Origin of the sequence: Apibacter sp. B3935 (assembly GCF_009827705.1) — a bacterium.
Lineage (GTDB): Bacteria > Bacteroidota > Bacteroidia > Flavobacteriales > Weeksellaceae > Apibacter.
Genome location: NZ_WINL01000002.1, coordinates 660,446 through 678,510, shown reverse-complemented (window position 1 = coordinate 678,510; position 18,065 = coordinate 660,446). Strand labels below are relative to the sequence as shown.

Below are 18,065 nucleotides of genomic sequence, written 5' to 3'. Positions count from 1 at the left end.
ATACAAGGCTTTTTTTGTTTTGTATTGAAGTGGTTTTTTTGGTTGGTGGAATTTTAAACTTATAAACTTTTAATTTAGCTAAACTCATAAGCTAACTCTCATAATTTTATATCAGACTTTTACTGTCTATGATGAAATTTACTATACATATTCTTTGAGGTTATTAAAAACAATCTCAGTCCCGATAAGGACCTTATTATTTAAAAATAGTAAATCTAAATAGCTTTTGAAATCACATATTTTAGAGAAATAGGTTTTATTGATTCTATTTCTTTTGTAACTCTTTTTTGATGGATTTTTTAGCTAAGAGAATTCAAATTTCATAATACAATAACTACTTAAAAGTAATTATCTAATGAATTAAATAATTAATAATAAATTAATCTGATTAGAAAATTATTTTGCATCATAGTTTGTTGTAAATATTTATACCAATTAGTTTAATAAATCAATAAAAAAATACGTCTTTATATTTATTGTTAGTAATAATAGCTTAAAATTATTTCATTATTAAGTAAAAAAAAATTTAGATAATAAAATAAATATGCTTTATTTTTTATTCATAAATTATATTATTTTTGAGATTATTGCTTATACTTCTATTTGATTTTAGGAATTTTTAGTATTTTTGATAGTAAAAAATCAATTAAAAAAATTAAATAATTGATTTTTAAGCATTTATGAATTTAAAACGATTAATACTACTAACAGTGATAATAATATGAATGACAATATCCAAAAAAATAAAGAACTTACTCTAGAAGAAATTCATAATTTTCGCGGAAAATATCCAAAACAGCTAATATATCTATTTTTGATTGAAATGTGGGAACGTTTCTGCTTCTATGGTATGAGAGGAGTTCTTACAATTTTTATGGTGGGTCAATTAGGAGTTACTGATAAAGATTCTAACCTTAAATATGGAGCGATACAAGCATTTATTTACGCTTTTACTTTTATTGGGGGGATTTTGGCAGATAAAATATTAGGATTTAAAAAATCTCTTTTCATTGGAGGTTTAACCATGGTTTTAGGTAATTTAATTATCGCTTATTCTCCACATGATTTTTTTTATTTTGGAATAACATTATCAATAATTGGAACAGGATTTTTTAAGCCTAACATTTCCACTATGGTTGGAGATTTATACAGTGAAATAGATCCACGAAGAGATGCAGGATTTGGATTGTTTTATTCAGGTATAAATTTAGGAGCCTTATTTGGTGGTGTTTTATGTGTTTATTTGGGAAAATATCATTCCTGGAATTTATGCTTTTTAGCCGCAGCTATAGTAATGCTAATAGGTATTTTAATCTTCTTAGCAACCAAAAAATATTTAGGACCTATTGGTGACTCACCATTGATAGATATGAAACCTTCAACCAGGAGAACACGTGAGATGTTTGTGTACTTAGGAGTATTATTATGCATACCTGTTATTTATGCCATGATACATAATACTCGATACACGGATTATTTTATGTATACCATTGGTCCGTTGGCAATAGCTTTGTTTATTATAGAACTTATTAAAATAAAAAGCGCACAAATAAGAAAAAAACTTGTTGCTGCGATGATTTTAATTATTTTTTCAATACTATTTTTTGCATTTTTTGAACAAAGTGGAGGAGCTTTGGCCATTTTTGCCGAAGGAAACCTAAGTCATAAATTACTGTTTTTTAATATTGATCCCAATATTGTAAATAATAGCTCCAATGCTTTATTTGTAATAATCTTAAGTCCTTTATTTGGATTATTATGGCTATGGTTGGCAAAAATAAAATTAGAGCCCAATACGGTAATAAAATTTGGATTGGGATTTTTATTTCTTTCCGGCTCTTTTTATATTTTATATAGTACAAGATATTTTGCCGATTCCAACGGAATGACATCTTTAAATATCTTTACAATAGCCTATTTGGTTATGACGTTCGCAGAACTTTGTTTATCTCCGGTAGGCTTATCTATAGTTACCAAATTATCTCCCAAAAATTTGTCAGGAATGATGATGGGAATGTGGTTCTTAGCCAGTTCTTATGCACAATATGTAGCAGGTCTTTTAGGGGCAGAAATGTCTTCTCCGGATGAAAATGCATCTTTAGTAACTAAATTATATTCATATACTACAGGATTCGGACAATTGGCCAATTATGCATTAATTACCGGTATTGCTTTAATACTATTTTCTCCTTTGATAAGGAAATTAATGCAAGAAGTTAAATAATAATAATAAGTAAAACTAAGTATAAATTATATTATGACAGAAACTCAAGTTAAAAAAGGGCATCCTAAAGGGTTATACCTACTGTTTTTAACAGAAATGTGGGAACGATTTTCGTATTATGGGATGAGAGGAATTTTAATACTATATCTTACAAAATCTTATTTAGAAGGAGGTTTAGGTATAGATGCTCAAACAGCCAGCTTAATATATGGTTTCTTTACGGGGTTTGTTTATTTTACTCCATTAATTGGAGGTTGGTTGGCAGATAAATATTTAGGACAAAGACATTCCATTACAATAGGGGGAATTATAATGATGTGTGGGCAACTGGCATTGTTTTCATTAAATACCCAAAGTGGACTGTATGTAGGGTTATTCCTTCTAATTATAGGAAATGGATTTTTTAAACCCAATATATCAACTTTGGTAGGTGGTTTATATGCAGATGGCGATCCTAAAAGAGACTCAGCATTCTCTATTTTTTATATGGGCATAAATTTAGGAGCATTGATTGCTCCCATTATTGTGGGAATATTGACCGATGATATTTTCTCTACAAGAGATGCCGCAGGAAAAATAATATCATATGGGTACAAATATGGTTTCCTCGCAGCTGCAATCGGAATGTTTTTTGGACAAATTACCTATAATACGTTGGCGAAAAAATATTTAGGAGATCTAGGGTTAAAACCTCAAGGAAAAGTCACCAAAAACGATACAAATAGTGATGTAAATCCAAACGTTCCACTAACTAAGAATGAAAAACAAAGAGTTGCTGTTATATTTATTTATTTCTTTTTTGCCATTTTCTTTTTTGCAGGATTTGAGCAAGCCGGTTCATCTTTATCATTGTATACAGATAAATTTATCGACAGAAATGTAAATTTGCCTTTTATTGGAGAATACAATATACCCACTTCATTATTCCAATCGGTAAATCCATTTTTTATAGTAGTTTTAGCTCCGATCTTTGCGTATTTTTGGAATAGTAAATTAGGACAAAAACTAACGACTCCGTTAAAAATGGGATTAGGAATGATAATTTTAGGGGTTGGATTTTTCTTTATGTTAGGAGCAGTTGCAGAACGAGGGGGCGATATAGCCGATGTTACCATTAAAGCGAGTATATGGTGGTTAATTTTAACGTATCTTGTTCATACCATAGGGGAATTATGTTTGTCGCCTGTCGGGCTTTCCGTAGTAACAAAATTGGCACCTCCTAAATTAGCATCTCTATTAATGGGAGTATGGCTAATGGCATCCTTTATTGCAAATATAGTAGGAGGCTTTTTAGCTTCTACAGTCGAAACCTTAGGAGCAGGTAGAATATTTTTATATATTTCATTATTTGTAATCATTTGTGGAGTATTAATGATCGCATTAAATAAAGTACTAGTAAAAATGATGCATGGAGTAAGATAAGATTAAAAATAATTAAAAAGTTATATCACTAAAGCATATTCTTTATTTAAATTAGTATAAATGAATATGCTTTAGTTGTTTATGGAATGTTTATTAAATCATTAGATATATTCATATAAAAATAAATTCATTAAAATAAGATGAATGTACCTATACAAACTTTTCAATTTCCGGGGTTACAAACAGATCAAGTTCTTCATATAAAAAGAGAAGATCTGATTCATCCCGTCATTTCAGGAAATAAATTTTGGAAATTAAAATATAATATTCAAAAAGCTAAAGAATTAGGAAAGAAAATATTGGTAACTTTCGGCGGAGCAATGTCTAACCATATTGTAGCCTGTGCGGCAGCAGCTAATGAAAATGGTTTCCAATCTATAGGTATAATTCGAGGAGAAGAAATTGTTGATAAATGGAAAGATAATTTAACTCTAACAGAAGCTTCCACTTATGGCATGGAATTTATTTTTGTACCCAGACATGAATATAGATTAAAAGAACAGTCGAGTTATATACAAAATATACTTAATACCATTCCTAATCATTATTTAGTACCTGAGGGCGGAACAAATTCATTGGCTGTAAAAGGAGCAGCAGAAATACTATCAGAAAAAACCTCTTCTTATGACATAATTACTTCTGCAATGGGTACCGGAGGAACTGTTTCGGGATTATCTGTAGGAGCATTTCCTCACCAACAAGTAATCGGATTTCCGGTATTAAAAAACGCTCATTTTTTAGTTAAAGAATTATTAAAACATACTAGCAAAGAAAATTTTATAGTAAATTTGGAGTACCACTTTGGAGGATACGCTAAAATTACGAATGAATTAATCGATTTTATTAACGAATTTTATAATCTCAATCATATACCCCTTGATCCTATATATACAGGAAAAATGATGTTCGGATTAAGAGACATGTTAAAAAAGGGGCAAATCCATAAGGACAAAAAAATTTTAGCAATACACACAGGAGGTTTACAAGGGATTAAAGAAATGAATAAGTACTTAAAGAAGAAAAATAAACCTATAATTGTAACATGAAAAAATTTGGAATATTTCTAATAGCGATTGTTTTAGGAAATTTCATTCTGGCTCAAGAATCTGTAAAAAAAGATGAATTATACATTCAAACCTATGCTAAAATTGCGGTAGAGGAAATGGAAATGTATCAAATTCCTGCAAGTATTACCTTAGCACAAGGAATTTTAGAAACAGGTAACGGGCAGAGTATTTTAGCACAGGTAGGAAATAATCATTTTGGCATTAAATGTAAAAATGATTGGACCGGAGGGAGAATGTATCATGATGATGATGCCAGAGGAGAATGTTTTAGAAAATATACCTCCGCAAAAGAATCTTACAGAGACCATTCTTTGTTTTTAGCAGAAAGACCCTATTATAAAAAACTGTTTCAATTAGATAGAAAAGATTATAAAGCATGGGCACATGGTTTAAGAAAAGCAGGGTATGCTACTAATCCTAAGTACGCATATATGTTAATCAATTTAATTGAAAGATATAAATTGTACCAATTTGATTCTTTAACCTCTGATAATGTAGATAAAAAATTAGCAGAGTTATATCCTGATACATATAAATCCAATAATAGTATTGAAAAGGTAGATGAATCATCAATTTTGTTGGCAGATGCTAATTCTAAAACAGTAAAAATTGATGTTCCCAAAAAAACAACTCCGGTTAAAGTAACGGCTAATAAAGTAGAAAATGTAAAGAAAATAGCAGCCGTTAAGACCAATAATTTTGAATTCCCTAGCTCTAGAATTAGAATTCATCCCAATGGGAAAGTAAGATATATAATATTAAGGAAAGGAGATACGTTGGAAGATATTTCAAAAGCCTATCACATCTCATTAAATCAATTAAAATCTTATAATGATTTACTCTTTCAAGATAGTTTAGTAATTAACCAAAAAATCTTTTTAGATCCAAAAAAGAAAAAAGGAATCAACAAAGAACATATTGTAAAGGAAGGAGAGAAGATGTACGATATAGCCCAAGAAAATGGTATTTCCTTAATTGAATTATACAAAAGAAATTTAATGTTTCCGGGAGATGAGCCTAAACAAGGAGATAGAATTTTACTAAAAGGGAGAAAAAGTTAAAATAGGGTTGTTAGATGTTATTTAAAAGAAGTAAGGCTTTATTTCAAGAGGCACAACAATATATACCCGGAGGGGTAAATTCGCCCGTTAGAGCATTTAAATCTGTCGGAGGAGTTCCGGTTTTTATGAAATCGGCAAAAGGTGCATATCTTACAGATGAAGACGGAAACACATATATAGATTATATAAACTCATGGGGTCCCATGATTCTAGGTCATAATCATCCCCAAGTAGTAGAAGCAGTAAAAGAGCAAATGCAAAATGGGTTTTCATTTGGAACTCCTACAGAATTAGAAACAGAAATTGCTAAATTGATTACCTCTTCTGTTCCTTCTATTGATAAAATAAGAATGGTTAATTCAGGTACGGAAGCCTGTATGTCTGCAATTCGATTAGCAAGAGGTTTTACATCAAGAAATAAATTTATTAAGTTTGAAGGGTGCTATCATGGACATTCTGACTCCTTTCTTATAAAAGCCGGAAGTGGTGCTGTTACCTTTGGAAATCCTAATAGTCCGGGGGTAACGGAAGGAACGGCAAAGGATACTTTGTTAGCTAAATATAACGATATCGAATCTGTAAAATCTGTTTTCGAAAAGAATAAGGGCGAAATTGCAGCAGTTATACTAGAACCTATAGCAGGTAATATGGGATGTATATCTCCTAAAGGAGATTTTCTTGTTAAGTTAAAGCAACTATGTGAAGAAAATCAGTCATTACTGATTTTTGACGAAGTCATGACAGGTTTTCGAGCAAAGATGGGTGGAGCTCAAGAGTTTTTTAACATTCAGGCAGATATAGTAACTTATGGTAAAATTATTGGAGGTGGAATGCCCGTTGGAGCATTTGCCGCTCGAAAGGAAATAATGGATTGTTTATCTCCGGTTGGTAAGGTTTATCAAGCGGGAACTTTATCCGGAAATCCAATTGCTATGAGGGCCGGATATACAACCTTATCCATACTGAAAGATAATTTAGATATTTTCAATAGAATTACGCAGACTACAAAAATCCTATCCGATGAATTAAGAACTATTTTTAAAAACGCCGGTATACCTGTATGTATTAATCAATGTTCATCGATGATGACCGTATTTTTTGGTATATCAGAAGTTTCAAACTTTGATGATGCAACAAAAGCTGATCATGAAATGTTTAATAAATATTTTCATTATCTACTAAACCACGGAATATATTTGCCGCCTTCAGGTTATGAAACATGGTTTATTTCTGATTGTATAAAAGATATTGAAATTGAAAAAACATTAGATTATACAAAAAAATTTATATCCTCTCTTTGATTGGAAAATAATAAATTACTTTGTATAGTGTATTTTATTTTTATATAGAAGAAATGGCAAATTAAAATTCGAAACTTTCAAGTAGCTCTAATTCAGTTTTAAAAGGCAAGACTCGAGTTCCAAACTTATGAAATAATAATTGAGCAAATCGATCGGAATGGTTTTTATAAAAGTCTTCTAAATCTTTTTTGTTAGCGGCATAATATTGGAGCGAATAGGTACATCCTGATTCATCCGGATGAGAAATAACTTTTGAAAATATAACCTTAGTAAATATTTGAATTTCATACATTTCAGGGATTAAAGTATTTTTAACCCAATCGATCCATTCTTTTTCTAAAGGATATTCAACGTGAAAACTTTCTGAATATATAATCATTTCATTAAAACATTAATTAATAGCATAATCCACTGAGTATCCGAACATACCCTTTTCTTTAATCATATCGGCAACTTCATTGGGCATATTAATCTCCCAACCGTTTTTACCGGAAGCAATCTGAGTAAGAATTTGCTTTCCATAAATTCTGAGATAGGATTCATTATAATCTTTAATATCTACAATCCTCTTATTTTTTTTGAAATATTTGTATAAATCTTTAAGGCTTTCATTAACTTTTAAATTTTCAGAATTGAGAAATTCTCCTGTTTCTTGATCAACATATGGATAAAGATAAATTCGCATATGCTGCTTAAACAGCTTTCCAAAAGCTTCCATAATACCACCGCTTAAGTGGTTATAATATCCTTCTTTAAAAATGTCCAATAAATTATTAACACCCATTGAAATACCGATTCGTTCCGTAGTAAATCTGCTGAAATAATCTACTAAACGATAATATTCGGAAAAATTAGAAATTAAAACAGTATATCCTAATTTTCCTAAAACATCCGCCCGATCTAGAAAATCTTGTTCATTGATCTCTCCGGAAGCAAGCAGGTTGGATAAAGTAATCTCAAATAGTACCTTAGTATTTTCTTTAGTAACCTTTTTTTCATTCATAAACATTTTCAAACCTTGATTACACATATCAATGTTTACATGGGTAACCGGACGGAAACTTCCTCTTAATGCGAAAATATTTTTATTATATAATTCATCCGCGGGAAGAACATTTTTTCCGTTAGGCTCAAAAACAGCTGCATCTGCCATTCCGTTTTTTACTAACTGTAAGCTCATTAAACGATTGTCCACAGCAGCATAATCCGGTCCGCTGAAATTAATCATATCAATTTCAATCTGATCAGTACTTAGTTCATCATAAAGAGATGAAATTATTTTTTTGGGATTATCGCTGTAAAAAAAAGAACCATAAATTAAATTTACTCCTAAAATACCTAAGGTTTCCTGTTGTAATTTAGTGTCGTTTTCATGGAAACGAACATGTAAAATAATTTCATTATACGGTTCTAATTCATGTAATTGAAATCGGATTCCAACCCAACCATGTCCTTTAAAAGTTTTATTAAAATTGATGGTAGTAACCGTGTTGGCATATGAAAAAAATTTTCTGCCTGAACAATTGCTTCTATCGATTCGTTTCTCAATTAATTCAATTTCATGGTCAAGCATTTTATGCAATCTTGTTTGAGAAACATATCTATTATCCGGTTCTTTTCCATAAATAGAATCACTTACTTCTTTATCATAGGCAGAAATTGCTTTGGCAATAGTTTTAGAAGCTGCGCCCGCTCTAAAAAAATAGCGTACGGTTTCCTGACCTGCTCCTATTTCAGAAAAAGTCCCATAAATATCTTTATTTAAATTAATCTGAAGAGCTTTTTGCCTAGGGGTTAGTACTTGTTTATGAGAGAGCATATTTTCAACTTTTGTTCGTAAATTTACAAAAATTATGGTACTACAAAAAAGTAATATAACATTCTTAGGGACAGGAACTTCTCAAGGAATTCCGGTTATAGGTTCAAATGATCCGGTATGTAAGTCTCAAGATGAAAAAGATAAAAGATTACGAACTTCTGCATTGGTTCAATATAAAGGTTTGGATTTATTAATTGACTGCGGTCCTGATTTCAGACAGCAAATGTTGCGTGAAAATAAATCCAATGTAGATGCCGTATTAATAACGCATGAACACACAGACCATATTGGAGGATTAGATGATTTGCGTCCCATCAATTTTTTAAAAGGACAAGATATTCCTATTTTTGGAAAGGAAAGGGTATTAGAAGATATAAAAAGAAGATTTTCTTATGCTTTTGCAGAAGTAAAATATCCGGGTGCTCCCGGTTTTGAATTACATTCAGTGAATGGTGATATCTCTTTTCAAGATGTTTCTATTCAACCCATACATATTTTACACGGTAAGTTGCCCATTTTAGGATATAAAATAGGGGGATTATCATATATCACTGATGCTTCCTCTATTTCTGAAGAAGAAATAGAAAAAATTAAATTTTCAAAAGTATTAGTTATCAATGCTTTAAGAAAGGAAGCTCATGCTTCCCATTTTACTTTGTTTGAGGCATTGGAAATCATTGAGAAAGTTAAGCCTAAAAAGGCTTATTTAACACACATCAGCTATCAATTAGGGTTTCATGAAGAGGTGGAAAAAACATTGCCTAATCATGTTTTTTTAGCTTATGACGGATTGAAAGTTGAATTTTAATAAGAATGCATATATTTTTACTAAAAATCATATTTTATAATAAATAAAAGGCATTATTTAGATATATTTTAATTTATAAATTTAATTAAATGTATATTCCTCAATTTTGTACTTTTGCAATATTTACAATTATAATATTAAATGAACAATAGATCAGTATATGTAGCGGCTACATGTCCTTATAGCGGAAAATCTTTGATTAGCTTGGGGATATTGCAAATGGTAATGAGAAGAACACCGAATATTGGTTATTTTCGTCCTATTATTGATGATTTAGATGATGGGATAAAAGACAACCATATTGAAACTATGATTTCTTATTTTAATCTCAATCAGAGTTATGAAGATGCATACGCTTTTACTAAAAGTGAAATTATTGATCTTCAAAATAGTGGCAGATTAAATGAGGCATACGATAGTATTATTCAAAAGTATAAAGCATTAGAAGATAGATTTGACTTTGTACTAATCGATGGTACTGATATATCAGCAGGTAGTACTTCGTTAGAATATGATTTGAATGTTATCATTGCTAAATCTTTAAATATTCCGGTCGTTCTTGTTGTAAAAGATTCATTTAAAAATTCGCACGATTTAGCTAAAAATATAAGTCTGGAATTAAACAATTTTTTAAAGAAGGATAATAAAGTTATTGCGGTAATTGTTAATAAATGTGATAAAGATATAGAAGAAGTTATTACTAAAAGTAAGAAACGCATTGGTGATTCCGTTTTATTATCTATAATTCCTAACGATAAACCTTTAAGCTTTCCTACACTAAAAGAAGTGGCTGATGTTTTAGGAGCTAAAGTACTTCACGGAAGTGAAAATTTAAATCGATCTATTACTAAGTTTATGATTGGAGGTATGTTACTTTCTCAATTCATTAACTATGTTGAAGAAGATTGCGTTGTAATACTTCCCGGTGATCGATCCGATTTAATCGTTGGAACTTTACTTTCCAACTTATCTAATTTTAAAAGAATTTCAGGAATAATACTAACTGCCGGAATAGGTCCTGATGCTTCAATTATGAAAATGATTGACGGATCGAGTGTAAACATGCCTATTATGCTTGTTGATATGGGAACATTTGAAGCAGCAACAGCTATTGACAATATTAAATCAACAATTTATCCTGAAAACACGGCAAAAATTAAACGTAATATTGACCTGTTTGAACAATATGTGGATGTGCCGGAGCTTGATAAGAGAATTTCTTCATTTAAAATTGAAGGAATTACCCCTAGAATGTTCCAGTATAATTTGTTGAAAGAAGCTAAAGCAGCCCACAAACATATAGTTTTACCGGAAGGTGGAGATGAGAGAATTTTACGCGCCGCTTCCATGTTAGCGGATGATGAAATTGTAAAGATCACAATTTTAGGTAAACCGGATGAAATTATACAAAAAGTTAACCAACTGGGACTAAGTTGGAATACGGATCTGATTTCTGTTTTAGATAATACGGAAAATGATAAGCTTAATAATTATGTTGATACCTTATATGAACTTAGAAAAGATAAGGGTATGGAACATGCTCAGGCTAAAGATTTAATGTTGGATGCCTCCTATTTTGGGACAATGATGGTGTATAAAGGAGATGCAGATGGAATGGTTTCGGGAGCTCAAAATACTACGGCTCACACGATACGTCCTGCATTACAATTTGTTAAAACTAAACCGGGAATTAAAACCGTTTCTTCCGTATTTTTCATGCTCTTGCAAGATAGGGTACTAGTTTACGGTGATTGTGCTATTGTTCCTAATCCTACTTACGAACAGTTGGCAGATATAGCAATTTCTGCTGCAGGAACTGCAAAAGAATTTGGAATTGAGCCGAAAATAGCCATGCTTTCTTATTCATCCGGATATTCAGGAGCGGGAGTAGATGTGGATAAAGTTAGAAAAGCAACAGAGCTGGTAAAATCTTTGCGTCCTGACTTATTAATTGAAGGACCGATTCAATATGATGCTGCGGTGGTTCCAAGTGTAGGTAGCAGTAAAATGCCGGGGTCTTTAGTTGCAGGTAAGGCAAATGTATTGATTTTCCCGGATTTAAATACCGGTAATAATACATATAAAGCGGTGCAAAGGGAATCCGGAGGACTAGCGCTGGGACCTGTACTTCAAGGATTGAGAAAACCAATCAATGACTTAAGTAGAGGCGCAAAAATAGAAGATATTTACAATACTGTTGTAATTACAGCTATACAAGCAGCCAACGATAATTAAAAAAATAGTATTTAAAGAAGTAAAAAAACTCTATCATTGATTACGATTGATAGAGTTTTTTATTTTCCAAAAATATCCAAAAAGCTAAACGTTTGATCGAGCCTGATTCCTTTTTCTGTTTTTTTAACTGTACACAGTTCATGAACGGTATCATGTTCAAAAAAGAAAAAATAATTTTGAGATTCGGCAAGATTTAAAATTTGTTCCTTTTCGGGTATAGTGAGTAGGGGGCGGGTGTCATATCCGGCAATATAAGGAATTGGAATATGTCCGGTAGTAGGTAACAAATCAGCAGCATAGATTATTGTTTTTCCCTCATAAATTATTACGGGTAACATTTGCTTATCTGTATGTCCATTAACAAAATATATATCAAAGCCTAAGGGTGAATCTTTAAGAAAATTATCTTTAGGAATGGATATAAATTGCAATTGTCCACTTTCTTTAATGGGAAGAATGTTTTCTTTTAAAAAAGAAGCTTTTTCTCTTAAATTAGGTTGGACGGCCCAATTCCAATGATCTTCATTACTCCAATAAATAGCATTTTTGAATGTTGGTTTATAACCCGATTTGCTTTTATTCCATTTAATGGCTCCCCCGCAATGATCTAAATGTAAATGAGTAAGAAAAACATCAGTAATATCATCATAGGTAAAGCCATATCGTGCTAAGGATTTTTCTAAAGAAAAATCGCCCCATAAATAATAATATCCAAAAAATTTTTTATTTTGCTTGTTTCCAATACCCGTATCAATTAATATTAGTCTTTTGCCATCTTCAATAAGAAGACATCTCATAGCTAAATCGACCAAATTATTAGAATCTGCAGGATGTGTTTTTTGCCAGATAGATTTAGGTACAATGCCGAACATAGCGCCTCCATCGAGTTTAAAATTTCCGGTTTCAATCGGATATAATTTCATAAAGTATTGTATTTGATACTTTAAATATAAAGTTTATTTATCAATTAACGCTAAAATAAGTAAAGGTAAGATGGATAATAAAAATGGTCATCATGATTCCACATATAATTATATTAACGCCCATACAAAGAAAATAACTCAGTAAAGCACCCAAAGAGGCTTTTAAGGCCCCTCTTTTATTCATAAAATCATAAATCAATTCTCCAACAAAGGCTCCTAAAAAAGGTCCGTACAGAAAACCATAGGGTACGATAAAACCTATCAATGTTCCAATAGTAGCTCCGATAGCGCCGTATTTGGATCCACCGAATTTTTTAACAGTAAGAATAGGCATAAAATAGTTAATGACCATTCCTAATATGGTTAAAATCGCACAAAAAGAAATCCACCACCAACTTAAATTTTCGCCAAGAGGGCATAACTTATAAACTAATAAACCTATAAATGCTATAGGTGTTCCCGGTAATGCAGGTAAAACGGAGCCTATAATTCCAATAAGTATGAGAATAAATATTAAAATTATCCAAATTAAATCAGGCATAAAATATGATACATTAAAAGTAACTATAAAGATACTTAATATATTATAAACTTTTCTCTTTATCTCTAATAAATTGATATAAACTTAGCGGATTAATGAATGAGGCAACTACATTAAGGCAAAAAAACCAAAATACGATAATCGATCAGTTGGATCGCTATATTTCGAATCATTTTCCCGATGAAGTGGTTTTAGTTACTCAAATAGCAAGTAAAGTTTTAATAATACTGGTTATTTTTTTGATTTTAGATTTTTTACAGCGTAAAGTATTATTAAAAATTGTATTGAAAATTGTTCCGAATACAAAAAATATTTGGATGAATACCTTTATTGAGAAAAATGTATTTACCAGTTTCTTTCGTCTCTTACCTTTGGGAATATGTTATTTATTAGTGCCTGTTATTTTTTACCCTCATCCTCAAAGTTTTCATATTTTAGATCTAGCATTCAGTATATTTTTAATAACGTTTATTGCTAAATTTCTAATTAGTGTTATCAATTCTTATGCTCAAGTAAAAAATAGAGACAGAAGCTATGTTACCGTTGGATTAAATACGTTTTTGGAACTTCTTAAAATGTTAATAATAGTATTATCCAGCTTTATAATTATCTCAATTGTATTTGATTTAACAAGCTCTAATATTTTTACCTTTATAGGGGCTACCATGGCTGTTATAATTCTGGTATTCAAAGATCCTATATTAGGTTTTGTGGCAGGAATTAATATTTCTAACTCCAAACAATTAAAATCGGGCGACTACATTTCAATCTCCAAATATAATTTGGAAGGAAGCATAGTGGACATTAATTTAATTACCACTAAAATTTTAAATAAAGACAAAACCGTGTCTACCATACCCACTTATGATTTAATATCCACAGAAGTTAGAAACTATGACCCCATGAAAACTTCACATACTCGAAGAATAAAAAGGTCAATTGTTTTCAATAGCCAATCCATTGAGTTTTTAGGAAAAAAAGAGTTTGAAGAGCTGAAAAATAGTAGCCTTCTCAAAGAATATTTTACCACTATTACATTGGATGAAGGCGTAAGTCATACAAATATGGGAATATTTAGAAAGTATGTACAAGTTTATCTTAAAAAAAATTCTCACATATCTCAAAAAGATACAATTTTGATAAGACTGTTAGATCCGACGATTTATGGAATTCCTTTAGAGGTTTATTGCTTTACCAATACTTCGGATTTGAATGAATATGAAGAAGTTCAAGCAGAAGTTTTTGAGCATATCATTTCCATTTCATCTTTTTTCGGACTTAAAACTGTTTCGGTAATTCCTTCTTAATTTTTAGAAATATATTTTTCAAGTTCTTTACAACCTTTTTTGGTAGCAATTGAACGTATTAATAACTCTATAAAATATTTTTTCACAACGTTATCATTTACGTTAACTTCTGAAAGTTTATCATCAATAGCTATAATCTTTTCAATCAGGTAAAAATATTCAACCGTTAATTTTTTATTGATTTTAGATCTGTATAATCCATCCTCAATGCCTAAAATAATATTTGTTTTAATTAACGTTTTTAAGGAATTGTTTTGTAAAGAAATCATTTCGGTATATATATCCGGATAAAAACTCTTTAGTTGAAATAAGGTTTGGTTTTCTTTAAAAAAAATAAAATGGCTGCTGTCTTCAAGAATAATAAATTTTTGTTGAATGATATTCGGGCAATTTTTAATTTTATTTTCAAGTTCTTGAATAGCAGCGGTGATGCATTTACTGAATGTATTTTTTATTAAATCTTCTTTACTGGAAAAATGTTCATAGATAGTTTTTTTGGACATGCATAAATCTTTACTGATCATGTCCATGGTGACTACTTTAACTCCTATTTGAGTAAACAGCTCAATTGATTTATTAATAATTTGATCTTTAATTACATCCATAATGTTAATGCTATTCAAACAAAAATAATAAAAATAGAGTAAAATAATTACTATTTTACTCTACTATTTATTGTAATTATCAAGTAATTACCAAAATATTTTAGAATTTAATCACGTATGAATTAGATCCAAATAATCAAATATAACATCTTATGAGTATGTAGGATTATTTATCGTTAACATATCAACTAAAAATTGTAGGTAACACCGAAATTCCAAGTTCTTCCATTGCCGAAATAGACCTGATTCGCGGTATCGATTCCTTTAAATTTCACGTTTTCTGCTCCTTTATCGCCGGATTTTATATTGGTTTTAGAATAGGTCATAAATACATCATTTAATGCATTGTTGACATTGGCTCTAAAACGTAATGAGGCTTTGTCAAAATATAAAGTATACGAAGCTCCCATATCTAAAGTAAAATAATTGGGAAGCTCAATTAAATCGATTTTTGTATTTGTAGCCGCCCGGGATACATCAAAATCCGAATATAATTTTTCATATCTGTTTAAGTCAGCATCAAAAGTGAAATTTTTAAACGCTTTATACACTAAACCAACTCCATAACTGAATTGGGGAGCGTTTGAAGTTTTTACATCATCCAATAAAATATCCTTTTCACTTAAAATATTGGACAAATTATTGGAATCGTACGTTGTAGAATGCGCATTACCATTATATTTCCAATTGCCTAAAGATAAATGCCCTTTAAAATGTAATTTTCTAATAGGCTTGGCAAGAAATTCCACTTCTATTCCCTGATGGAGTTCATCGATGCCTGATCGATTTTCAATTTGATTGATGCTTTCGTTTGAAATAGTTTCAACTCTGTTATTCCAACTGGTTCTGTATAAATTTATACTTAAATCCAAAAAGTTATAGTGAAGTTCATATCCGATTTCAAAGCCAATGATTTCCTCATTATCAGCTAGCGGGTTGACATCATTTTTCCAATTTAAAAATAAATTATTCTGAAAAGGCTGTCTGGAATAATATCCGGCATTTCCGAAAATATTGTGATTTTCATTAATTTTAAAATTTACTCCTCCTTTGATATTGTAACCGGTATTATTTAGCGTTTTAGATTTTTGATGGTTGGGAGTGTAATTAAATCGATCTTTTCTTGAATTATATTGTTCGGAAATTACTCCTTGTATAAAGGCGCTCATAAATGGATTAACATATTCAAATTGTCCGAATGCTCCAATATATTGAATGGTTTCATCGTAATCAAAACTCAATCTTTGCCCCCTACTTACATTTCTAAATAAGGAACTCCAAGGATTAATATTATAGTTTTTAGTTGCAGTATGGGTACCGTTTACATTGGTTGAAATATTGTCAGTAATTCCGGATAATCCTAAAAAGTTATTGGCTTGTTGAAAATGAGTACCCGTATAAGCTCTCCCATCAATTCCGACATTAAACTCAAAATGTTTTTTAAATTTATGATTAAAGTTGGATACCAGCCCGTACCATTGATGATTGTTTACCGAAGATCGTATGATGAAATTATCACTACCTGTTCCTATTCCATCGGTATTATGTGTTGAATTATAATCGAAAATTGCATCCCAACTGATGGTTCCATTTTCCTGATTTCTGCTTCCGGGTATGGTGTTGGGACTTTGAGGAGTCGAAATGTTTTGAGTTTCAATGTATTTAGAGCCATATCCTCCGGTTCCTCCACCTCTTCCTAAAGAGCCGTAGAACACGGTAGACAAAGTACTTTTTTCATTGATTTTCCAGTCCCAATTTAAATTGGCTACTGATTTATGATAGTAATTGGTTCGTAATAAAAGTTCTTTTCCGTGTAACCACCCTTGATTTACATTATATCGGTAACCATATCTTTTAAAATCAGATATTTTTGTATAATAATTTTGATCATGATTTTGAGGTGCTCCAAAAATTATAAAATTGAAATTATGCTTTTCATTGGGTTGAAAGCCAATTGATAAAAAGTAATTTTGACCATAACCTTTAGTTCCTCTGTTGTACCCGTCGCCTCTCCACGTTGAGGTTGAAAAAGATACTCCCCATTTTCCCTGTAAACCGCTGTTGTATTCATAGGTAGTTCTCCAAAAACCGTCATTGCCCATTAAAAATCGAGCCGTTGAACCGGCTTTCTTGTCGGTGGCTTTAGTTACAATATTTATGGTGCCGCCAACGGAAGATATAGCAAGTTTAGAAGACCCAAGACCTCTTTGTACTTGGATGGTGTTGGCAATGTCTATTAATCCGGTCCAATTAGTCCAATACACACTTCCGCTTTCCATACCATTAACTGGCTGGCCATTTATCAAAACAGCAGTATTGGATTGATTAAATCCTCTTGTAATCATTTTTGAGTCCCCATATCCGGTGGCATCATTAACATAAATGGAAGGTGCATTTTTCATAAGTGCAGGAAATTCCTGATTTCCTCCTTTATCCCTGATTTCTTGTTTTTTAATAATAGAGACAGCAATAGGGGTTTCTCTTTCTTTTACAACATCAATAACTCCTTTTCCAATGACTACAACATCGTCAATTTCTTTTTCTGAAATTTGAGTTGAATCCGGAGATATGTTTTGTGCAAAACCAATAGCCGTAGGAGCCATAATGCTTAAAAAGCAAAATAGATCTAATGCTTTATACTTTAGATTCATAAATATTAATTTAATTAGTTTGTTTTTGTATTCTTTTACAGTAGTAAATATAATAGTATTAAATAAAATACTAAAATCTATATTGAAAAAAAATGTAATAA

General features: G+C 30.9%; 14 protein-coding genes. 8 read left to right on the top strand and 6 right to left on the bottom strand.

The window, feature by feature from the left end:
• Window positions 1-721: 721 nt before the first annotated feature.
• The 5 genes from GFV00_RS05930 (at window position 722) to hemL (ending at window position 7,075) form a co-directional block, all read left to right on the top strand.
• Window positions 722-2,224, top strand: a complete 1,503-nt coding sequence (locus GFV00_RS05930) for a peptide MFS transporter (RefSeq protein WP_185149989.1) — start codon at window positions 722-724, stop codon at window positions 2,222-2,224.
• A gap of 33 nt (window positions 2,225-2,257) precedes the next feature.
• Window positions 2,258-3,646 carry a peptide MFS transporter gene (locus tag GFV00_RS05925; RefSeq protein ID WP_160556852.1) on the top strand — a complete coding sequence of 463 codons (1,389 nt, stop codon included), beginning with the start codon at window positions 2,258-2,260 and terminating at the stop codon, window positions 3,644-3,646.
• Between the two features lie 140 nt (window positions 3,647-3,786).
• Window positions 3,787-4,692, top strand: coding sequence for a 1-aminocyclopropane-1-carboxylate deaminase/D-cysteine desulfhydrase (locus GFV00_RS05920; protein WP_160556853.1), 906 nt, complete (start codon window positions 3,787-3,789; stop codon window positions 4,690-4,692).
• On the top strand, window positions 4,689-5,774 hold the full coding sequence (locus GFV00_RS05915; protein ID WP_160556854.1) for a glucosaminidase domain-containing protein: 1,086 nt from the start codon (window positions 4,689-4,691) through the stop codon (window positions 5,772-5,774). Before GFV00_RS05920 ends, GFV00_RS05915 begins: the two co-directional genes overlap by 4 nt.
• 14 nt (window positions 5,775-5,788) lie before the next feature.
• Window positions 5,789-7,075, top strand: coding sequence for a glutamate-1-semialdehyde 2,1-aminomutase (gene hemL / locus GFV00_RS05910; protein ID WP_160556855.1), 1,287 nt, complete (start codon window positions 5,789-5,791; stop codon window positions 7,073-7,075).
• A 61-nt stretch (window positions 7,076-7,136) separates the two neighbouring features.
• On the opposite strand, the gene GFV00_RS05905 is transcribed toward hemL, so the two are convergent.
• Together GFV00_RS05905 and GFV00_RS05900 are read right to left on the bottom strand one after the other, a co-directional pair.
• The gene (locus GFV00_RS05905; protein WP_160556856.1) at window positions 7,137-7,454 is read right to left on the bottom strand and encodes a DUF4286 family protein; all 318 of its coding nucleotides are present in this window, start codon (window positions 7,452-7,454) and stop codon (window positions 7,137-7,139) included.
• A 12-nt stretch (window positions 7,455-7,466) separates the two neighbouring features.
• Window positions 7,467-8,894 (bottom strand): TonB-dependent receptor, encoded by a 1,428-nt coding sequence (locus GFV00_RS05900; RefSeq protein ID WP_160556857.1) that lies wholly within the window; start codon window positions 8,892-8,894, stop codon window positions 7,467-7,469.
• Between the two features lie 34 nt (window positions 8,895-8,928).
• Here GFV00_RS05900 and GFV00_RS05895 point away from each other — a divergent pair, with 34 nt between their 5' ends.
• Complete coding sequence (locus GFV00_RS05895; RefSeq protein WP_160556858.1) at window positions 8,929-9,702, top strand: MBL fold metallo-hydrolase; 774 nt, start codon at window positions 8,929-8,931, stop codon at window positions 9,700-9,702.
• A 141-nt stretch (window positions 9,703-9,843) separates the two neighbouring features.
• The gene (pta, locus tag GFV00_RS05890; RefSeq protein ID WP_160556859.1) at window positions 9,844-11,937 is read left to right on the top strand and encodes a phosphate acetyltransferase; all 2,094 of its coding nucleotides are present in this window, start codon (window positions 9,844-9,846) and stop codon (window positions 11,935-11,937) included.
• A gap of 59 nt (window positions 11,938-11,996) precedes the next feature.
• Here pta and GFV00_RS05885 read toward each other — a convergent pair whose 3' ends face one another.
• Window positions 11,997-12,860: an MBL fold metallo-hydrolase gene (locus GFV00_RS05885; RefSeq protein ID WP_160556860.1), complete on the bottom strand. Its 864-nt coding sequence runs from the start codon at window positions 12,858-12,860 to the stop codon at window positions 11,997-11,999.
• A gap of 40 nt (window positions 12,861-12,900) precedes the next feature.
• Window positions 12,901-13,401: a DUF456 domain-containing protein gene (locus GFV00_RS05880; protein ID WP_105296872.1), complete on the bottom strand. Its 501-nt coding sequence runs from the start codon at window positions 13,399-13,401 to the stop codon at window positions 12,901-12,903.
• 95 nt (window positions 13,402-13,496) lie between these two features.
• On the opposite strand from GFV00_RS05880, the gene GFV00_RS05875 reads away from it, so the two are divergent.
• Window positions 13,497-14,708 carry a mechanosensitive ion channel family protein gene (locus GFV00_RS05875; RefSeq protein ID WP_160556861.1) on the top strand — a complete coding sequence of 404 codons (1,212 nt, stop codon included), beginning with the start codon at window positions 13,497-13,499 and terminating at the stop codon, window positions 14,706-14,708.
• Here GFV00_RS05875 and GFV00_RS05870 read toward each other — a convergent pair.
• Window positions 14,705-15,313 (bottom strand): TetR/AcrR family transcriptional regulator, encoded by a 609-nt coding sequence (locus tag GFV00_RS05870; RefSeq protein WP_160556862.1) that lies wholly within the window; start codon window positions 15,311-15,313, stop codon window positions 14,705-14,707. The genes GFV00_RS05875 and GFV00_RS05870 overlap by 4 nt on opposite strands.
• 188 nt (window positions 15,314-15,501) lie before the next feature.
• Entirely contained in the window at window positions 15,502-17,964 is a 2,463-nt protein-coding gene (locus tag GFV00_RS05865) for a TonB-dependent receptor (RefSeq protein WP_160556863.1), read from the bottom strand.
• Between the last annotated feature and the right edge of the window lie 101 nt (window positions 17,965-18,065).

What these genes read in the sequence shown, in the direction of transcription:
- GFV00_RS05930 (WP_185149989.1), top strand. Translation starts at nt 722, where the DNA reads ATGAATGACAATATCCAAAAAAATAAAGAACTTACTCTAGAAGAAATT.
- GFV00_RS05925 (WP_160556852.1), top strand. Translation starts at nt 2,258, where the DNA reads ATGACAGAAACTCAAGTTAAAAAAGGGCATCCTAAAGGGTTATACCTA.
- GFV00_RS05920 (WP_160556853.1), top strand. Translation starts at nt 3,787, where the DNA reads ATGAATGTACCTATACAAACTTTTCAATTTCCGGGGTTACAAACAGAT.
- GFV00_RS05915 (WP_160556854.1), top strand. Translation starts at nt 4,689, where the DNA reads ATGAAAAAATTTGGAATATTTCTAATAGCGATTGTTTTAGGAAATTTC.
- hemL (WP_160556855.1), top strand. Translation starts at nt 5,789, where the DNA reads ATGTTATTTAAAAGAAGTAAGGCTTTATTTCAAGAGGCACAACAATAT.
- GFV00_RS05905 (WP_160556856.1), bottom strand. Translation starts at nt 7,454, where the DNA reads ATGATTATATATTCAGAAAGTTTTCACGTTGAATATCCTTTAGAAAAA.
- GFV00_RS05900 (WP_160556857.1), bottom strand. Translation starts at nt 8,894, where the DNA reads ATGCTCTCTCATAAACAAGTACTAACCCCTAGGCAAAAAGCTCTTCAG.
- GFV00_RS05895 (WP_160556858.1), top strand. Translation starts at nt 8,929, where the DNA reads ATGGTACTACAAAAAAGTAATATAACATTCTTAGGGACAGGAACTTCT.
- pta (WP_160556859.1), top strand. Translation starts at nt 9,844, where the DNA reads ATGAACAATAGATCAGTATATGTAGCGGCTACATGTCCTTATAGCGGA.
- GFV00_RS05885 (WP_160556860.1), bottom strand. Translation starts at nt 12,860, where the DNA reads ATGAAATTATATCCGATTGAAACCGGAAATTTTAAACTCGATGGAGGC.
- GFV00_RS05880 (WP_105296872.1), bottom strand. Translation starts at nt 13,401, where the DNA reads ATGCCTGATTTAATTTGGATAATTTTAATATTTATTCTCATACTTATT.
- GFV00_RS05875 (WP_160556861.1), top strand. Translation starts at nt 13,497, where the DNA reads ATGAATGAGGCAACTACATTAAGGCAAAAAAACCAAAATACGATAATC.
- GFV00_RS05870 (WP_160556862.1), bottom strand. Translation starts at nt 15,313, where the DNA reads ATGGATGTAATTAAAGATCAAATTATTAATAAATCAATTGAGCTGTTT.
- GFV00_RS05865 (WP_160556863.1), bottom strand. Translation starts at nt 17,964, where the DNA reads ATGAATCTAAAGTATAAAGCATTAGATCTATTTTGCTTTTTAAGCATT.